At 51.6% G+C, this 6,966-nt stretch carries 3 protein-coding genes; all 3 read right to left on the bottom strand.

Annotation, left to right across the window (positions count from 1 at the left end):
* Window positions 1-23: 23 nt before the first annotated feature.
* Genes ABXS70_RS00560 through ABXS70_RS00550 form a run of 3 tightly spaced genes read right to left on the bottom strand, consistent with a single transcriptional unit; the run spans window position 24 to window position 6,878 of the window.
* A complete protein-coding gene (locus ABXS70_RS00560; protein ID WP_366293173.1) occupies window positions 24-1,757 on the bottom strand; it encodes an ABC transporter ATP-binding protein in 1,734 nt (577 codons plus the stop codon).
* On the bottom strand, window positions 1,754-3,580 hold the full coding sequence (locus ABXS70_RS00555; RefSeq protein ID WP_342552939.1) for an ABC transporter ATP-binding protein: 1,827 nt from the start codon (window positions 3,578-3,580) through the stop codon (window positions 1,754-1,756). The genes ABXS70_RS00560 and ABXS70_RS00555 overlap by 4 nt, the downstream gene beginning before the upstream one ends.
* Window positions 3,570-6,878, bottom strand: coding sequence for an amino acid adenylation domain-containing protein (locus tag ABXS70_RS00550; protein ID WP_366293170.1), 3,309 nt, complete (start codon window positions 6,876-6,878; stop codon window positions 3,570-3,572). Before ABXS70_RS00550 ends, ABXS70_RS00555 begins: the two co-directional genes overlap by 11 nt.
* Window positions 6,879-6,966 lie beyond the last annotated feature (88 nt).

The raw sequence follows: 6,966 nt of genomic DNA, 5'->3' as shown, positions 1-6,966 counted from the left end.
TCTAGAGATTGTTTGTAGACAGACTAACCGTACAGCCGGGCATAATATCCTCCAAGCGTCAACAGATCCTGATGGCGTCCTCGTTCAACGACCTTCCCTTCGTTCATAACGGTAATCACATCCGCATGTTCCACGGTGCTGAGCCGATGGGCAATCAGAATGGTCGTACGCCCCTTCATCAATACGTTCAGAGCCTGCTGTACCCAGTGCTGGGATTCGTTATCCAGCGCGGAAGTTGCTTCATCCAGCAGCAGAATCGGGGCATTTTTGAGAATTGCCCGGGCGATCGAAATTCGCTGCCGTTGTCCGCCGGATAAGGACGTCCCTCGCTCTCCCACTGGTGTCTTGTACTGTCCAGGAAGTTCCTGAATGAAGTGATGAGCGTATGCCGCCTTGGCTGCTTCGATCACTTCCTCATCCGATGCATCCGGGCTGCCGTAGCGGATATTCTCCTCAATCGTGCCGGTAAACAAGAATGGTTCCTGCGGAACGTAGGCAGTCTGTCTGCGGATTTCATCCAGCGTGTATTGGCCGAACGGTTTGCCTAAAAGCAAAATTTCCCCGCTGTCCACAGGATAAAAGCCAAGCAGCAGCTTGATCAGCGTACTTTTCCCGCTGCCGCTGGCTCCCACAATCGCGGCGACTTGACCGGGAAATACCTGCATGGACATACCTGCAAGTACCTTTTTATCTGTTTGATAGGAAAAATCCACGTTACGAAACTCCACTGCAGCCTCTGACACAAGCTCACTATGAGGAGATCCCAGTCGCTCCGGTTCTTCTTCCTCATTCAGCACCTCCTGAATTCGATAGGCACCCGCGAGTGAGTTTTGGGTCATCGACAGTACCATCCCTAAGTTCAGCAAGGCGTGTGTCAGATTCACCTGCAAAACCGCCAAAGCCGCGACGCTTCCCATCCCCATTAGTCCGTAGGCATACAGCAGACTGCCGATGACAATGATGCCGCAGAACGTGACGTAGCTGATAAAATGATTCACCGCAGCCTGCATACCGTTCTTATGTGCAGTTTGCCGAAGCGTCTGAGTCATCTGCTCGTTCAACGATTCGTACTGGCTGTATATCGTGCGAATGCGGAACAGCTTTACAATTTGAATACCGCCCATAAAATCCTTGAATTTTTCAGTCATTTTACCCAGCGTTTGCAAGCCTTGTTCAGACAGAACCCGAATATCCCGTGCAAATTTCAGGCTGACCACAGAAGACAGCAGCAGGATGACGAAGGATACACCGGCAAACCGCCAATCAATCAGCACCATGGAGACAATGGAACCGATGCAGAATACAATTTGAAGCAGCAAAACAAAGTAAACCTGTGAAAATGTAAACTCAACGGTTGTAACATCGTTGTTCACGCGTGACAGCAGATCTCCATGATGCGTCTGCTCCAGAAATTTAGGCCGGACCCGGCACAGCTTGTCATAAAGACGTTCCCGAATTTTCAGTACGGTCAGCTCGACACTGCGCTGATATAAGTAAATGAACCAGGGAGATATCAAATTTTCCAAAAACAGAGCGGCCCCTAAAATAACAAAAGCATCCACCATCAAGGACGTATCACGGGAAACGGCGAAATCAACCAAATTATGTACGACCAAACTGAAGGCGATCAGGAACAATGTCTGGGTGAGCGCCGTTACAGCAAGACCGGTGGCGTACTGGGTTTTGTGCTTACGATTCATAAACGTCAGTAAATAGCCGAGTTCTTTTACTTGCGATAGCCTTCCGCCCTTTTTCATGTATACGCCACCTCCCTGCGTTCAGCTGACTCGGTAAATTCCTGGTAGTACGACTGGGCGTACAGTCCTTTCATCTCCAGCAATTGTGCATGAGTGCCCTTTTCAACAATATTTCCTTGTTCCATCACCCAAATTTCGTCGACACTTTGAACTGTAGATAACCGATGGGCAATAACCACCGTTGTTCGCTGCTTCATCAATACATCCAGTGCTTTCTGAACTGCGCTTTCCGACTCCGAATCAAGAGCCGACGTAGGCTCGTCCAGCAGCAGCACGGGAGCATCTTTCAGAAAAGCCCTGGCCATTGCAATGCGCTGACGCTGCCCTCCGGACAAAAAGCCTCCACGCTCTCCGACATACGTCTGGTAACCATCCGCGAGCTGCATAATAAAGGAATGTGCCTGGGCAGCTTTGGCGGCTGCCATAATCTCGTCCATCGATGCTGTCTCCCGCCCACAGCCGATATTTTCGGCAATCGTGCCGCTAAACAAATATGAATCCTGAGTGACTACGGAAAAATGCGACCGGAGCTGCTCTGGATTGGCACCGTTGATCCGGCTGCCAAATACACGAATCTCGCCCTGCTTTTCCGGAATCGGATAAAATCCACATACCAGCTTAAACACCGTACTCTTGCCTCCCCCACTGGCTCCGACAAGAGCGATCGTCCTGCCTTCAGGTACCACGAAGCTAAGATTCTGCAGAATCGGGGAGTGCTCCTCATACCCGAAAGTTACATTCTTAAACTCGATAGGAGCTGCACTTGCTTTGGGAAGCGAATGGCCATGTTCCGTTTCGGTCGGCTGCTCGACGATTTCAGAAACCCTTCTGAGGGCCCCCGCCATTTCAAACGTCCGCGTGATAAGTTCGGGAATATGTTCCAGCGGCTCCAGACACAGATTCAGTAAATACAGAAAGGCAACAAGTTCTCCCGCACCCAGCTGTCCTTGGTAGATCAAGTAGCTTCCATAACTGACAGCGAATATGATCGGACTGATCATCAGCGTGGAGAGCAGTGGATTAACCCAAGCTTCTCGCTTTTTCACAGCAAGCTTTTTTTGAGCCGTCAATTGAAGCAGTACCTGGTAGGAACGAGATAACATGCCGGACAGCAGATAGCTTTTTACAACTGCCATCCCGCCAAGCGTATCCTGGAGATTGACATTCATTCGGCCCATGTTCGCCTGGGCTTCCTCCGTTAAGCGTTCGAGCTGCTTGCCGATCCATTGGGAAACCAGCAGCGCCGCGGGAAACAACAGAAGACTGTACAGCATCATCTCCCACTGAAGGTAGATCAAATAAGAGAAACAGCCAATGAATAATAGCGGATGATAGAACCACTGGGCCAGGTCCCGAATCATAAACTGCTGGATGAGCTGCAGGTCGTTGTTGATCCGCGATAACATGTCGCCAGAGTGCTGCTTTTCCAAATAGGAGACCGGGAGTTTGCCAATATGACGCATAACATGGTTGCGGATATCCTCCACTGCAGAGGCACTGCTTCGCTCTACGCCAAAGCTCATGAAATACTTTGCCGGCACCCCAATCAAAATGACCACAAAGACCGTGTACACAATTTGCAGAACGACTGGCCCCGCTCCCTTCTCAGCCTGGGTGGTCAGCTGCTCGATCAAACTCCCCGTCCATATTTCAATAACTGCAGCTGCAATTGCGGACAAGGTACCCACAATCATCCAACCTTTGTGACGGCTTACGTAGGACATCAGCCAGCAGAATGCTTTCCATGTGGTATAAACGGTTTGACGCTCGGAAGATGCCGCTGTACCTTTTTTTTCAACAGATGCCTCCCGGTCAGCTTCCATGCAGTACCCCAACCTCCACTTCGATCTGCCGCTTGATCTGCCCCAAGATGTCCCGGATGACGGCAGCTGTTTCGTCCACACGCGCGAGTTCCAGCAGTTCTTCATGCGCGCCCTCCAGCCGATAATCAGCGTAGTTACCTGTCGTTGCTTCCTTCCAGGACGGCAAATGATGCTCCAGACGGAATGCTTCACTATCCTTCGCAATCAGTTCGTAGATCCGGGCCTGAATGGTGCCGGAGTTAATGAGCTGCGCTTCGTAAGCCAAGGTCGCTTTGACCTTCCGATGAACCCGCTCCCGTACGAGCGGACTGCTCATTAATTCCTTCTCTTCTTCGTCGAAATCGGCAAGCATCTCTTCAAGCTCTTTCTCCGACGTTTCGGAAGGCGTAAGCGTATCCTTAATCCACGAGTCCACCATAAGCACATCCGTTACGGAGTATCCCCTTTTCTCCATCGTTTTGGCTACCTCAAACGTCAGGTTGCCTCCGAAGCAGTAACCAAGGAGGACGTAAGGCCCTCTCGGCTGGATGCGGACGATCTCGTCCACATAACGGTTCAGCATCGTCTCGTAATTGACGGCACCATCCATAAAATCAATACCGTAGAGCAAGAACTGACCATCAAGCCTGCTTGCGAGCTCCCGATAACCGATGCCAAATCCGCTGCCCGGAGGGAAGCAGAACACATTCACATCCCCTGCTTTATTCAGCTTAATGAAGGAGTCTCCCCCTCGATCCAGTCCCAGGTCTCCTTCACTGAAAGCCATAGCTTCAACGGTTAAATTATGAAACTCCCGGTTGAGCGGTATCTCAATACCCGTTTCATCGTAAACGGCCTGAACGAGTCTCATCAGGCTTAACGAATTACCACCGAGTTCAAAAAAGTTATCCTTGACGCCAACCTGCGGAGCGCCCAGAATATCCTGCCAGACCCGGGCAATTTTCATTTCGAGCAGCGTCCTCGGCGCAGTATATTCCGCCTCCCCGGCTGAAGCTTCCTCTGGCGCAGGCAGCGCTTTGCGGTCGATTTTCCCGTTCGAGGTCAGCGGCATCTGGGAAAGCTGCACGAGGTGCGAAGGTATCATATATCCCGGAAGCTTCTTGGCCAGTTTCTCCTTGAGTTCATGCGCAGCCAGCCTCGTTTCCGCAACATAATAAGCGACAAGCTGCTTGTGGCCATTCGCATCTTCGCGATCAAGTACCTTGGCTTCCTGCACGGCGGAGATCTTTAGAAGCTGTGTCTCGATTTCATCCAGTTCGATCCGATAGCCCCGAATTTTGACCTGATGGTCGATCCGGCCCAGATATTCGATACTGCCATCCGGCAGCCAAGCCGCCAGGTCGCCTGAGCGGTACAGCTTCTCCCCCTCCGCAAATGGGGAATCAACGAACTTCTCCGCTGTCAGATCCGGACGATTCAAGTATCCTCTCGCCAGTCCTTCCCCCGCCACGTACATTTCGCCCGCAGCGCCGATCGGCACAGGACGGCGGTTTTCGTCCAGCACGTACACTTTCAGTGTCGGGATCGGTTTGCCGATATTGCTCTTCGCCGCCTCAATCTCAACCCATGTAATTTCCTTATAGGTCACGTGAACGGTCGTCTCGGTAATGCCGTACATATTGATCAGCTTCGTATTCGGGTACTTCGTCTTGAAGCCCTTGAGCAGCAGCGGACTCAGCGCTTCGCCCCCAAAGATGACGCTGCGAATCCGAAGGTCATATGCATGATCCGCTAAGATTTTACGCGTCAATTGATAGAAGTACGTCGGTGTCTGGTTCAATATCGTAACCTGTTCGCGGCTCAGCAGCGCCAGGAACGCAGCCGGGTTTTTCGCCGTGAGCGGTGGCACGATGACCAGCTTGCCTCCGTACAGCAGCGCCCCGTACATTTCCCACACAGAGAAATCGAAGCAGAACGAGTGGAACAGCGTCCACGTATCGGACGGGCCGAAATCGAACAGATTTCTGTCGTTAAACAGAAGGCGCACAACATTTTTATGCTCAATCAACGTTCCTTTCGGTTTCCCGGTCGTTCCCGAGGTGTAGATGACATAGGCCAGGCTGTCCGGCCCGGAAATGGGCTCCAAGTTTGAACCATCCTGCGAATCGGCTGACTGCGTCCCTTCGTCTACCCATACGTAATCGTCTAATTCGAGGCGAGTTCCAGCATAATCCGTCTTCTCGTGCAGCTGCTTTTGAACCAGCAGTAATGCCGCGCCTGAATCTTCGATCATGAAGCGGATGCGCTCCTCCGGATAATCGGGATCGACAGGCACGTAGGCTCCGCCCGCTTTAAGAATTGCCAGAATACCAACGACCATATCAAGCGAACGATCGGCCAAAATAGCCACCAATTGGTCTGCTTCTACTCCCGTCTCCCGCAGTTTCCGGGCAAGGCGGTTGGAGCGCACGTTCAACTCGCGATAGGTCAGCTGATGATCGTTCATAACCGCAGCCACATTGTCCGGGTAACGCTCTGCCTGTTCTTCGAACAAACCGTGAATCGTTTTTTCACGATCGAACGCTGCTTCAGTATCATTAAAACGCTTCAGCAGCGTTTCTCTCTCTTCCGAGGAGAGCACATCGATCTGCCCAAGCTCCAAATCCGGTTGTAATAGAAGTATGGATAGCAGCCTTACAAAGTGGTCTGCAGCCTGTTCCATAAATGCCGGATTGTATCGATGCCTGTTAAAACTTAGCTCCAGTTCGATGGAGTTGTCTCGGCAGTCGAACTGAAAAATCGTATCGGAAGCTATCTGCTTAGCCAGCACTTCCGAATGAATCGGGGCAAAGGATACAGCGGTGTTAATGACCGGGAGACCGTCTCGCGTATAGGCCAGATGCAGCGGCTCTACCATTTTCCGGAAAGGCAGATGCTGATGCTCCAGCGCCTCACCGATAGAGGTCTTGATGCCCGTCAGCAGCATTTTCAACGTAGTCTGGCAGTTTACAGACGTCTTGATCACCAAGACGTCATGCGGCGGAGGAATCTCACCCGGGTCTGCGCTGTAGGAGGGCATGCCCACCAGTACTTGTTCCTGCGCGGTATATTTGAACAGCAGGCTTTTTACACCTGCCAAAACAATCATGTACAAAGCCAAATTCGAACCGTTGGCAAGTCGAATAAGTCTCTCTGAGAGTTCGCTTGGCAGGGTACGTCGAAGCGAACCTGGCTCGGCCGCGGCTTCTCCATCGGCAGATAACTTGGAGGATTGGCTGTAGGGAAGAAAACTCAAACTGTCAGCGGGATCAAACTTGCAGCTCCAGTACTGTTCTTCCTTTTCAAACAATGATTTCATTCGTACCTCCTCTAAAAATGAAATGATCGCATGCCCCGGCACAGGTCCGAAATAACTTTCGGCCTGCGCGTCTAGGGGCCTGCATAGT

This window comes from Paenibacillus sp. AN1007 (genome assembly GCF_040702995.1).
Taxonomy (GTDB): domain Bacteria; phylum Bacillota; class Bacilli; order Paenibacillales; family Paenibacillaceae; genus Paenibacillus.
This window is presented reverse-complemented; position numbering and strand designations above follow the sequence as displayed.

What these genes read in the sequence shown, in the direction of transcription:
- ABXS70_RS00555 (WP_342552939.1), bottom strand. Translation starts at nt 3,580, where the DNA reads ATGGAAGCTGACCGGGAGGCATCTGTTGAAAAAAAAGGTACAGCGGCA.
- ABXS70_RS00550 (WP_366293170.1), bottom strand. Translation starts at nt 6,878, where the DNA reads ATGAAATCATTGTTTGAAAAGGAAGAACAGTACTGGAGCTGCAAGTTT.
- ABXS70_RS00560 (WP_366293173.1), bottom strand. Translation starts at nt 1,757, where the DNA reads ATGAAAAAGGGCGGAAGGCTATCGCAAGTAAAAGAACTCGGCTATTTA.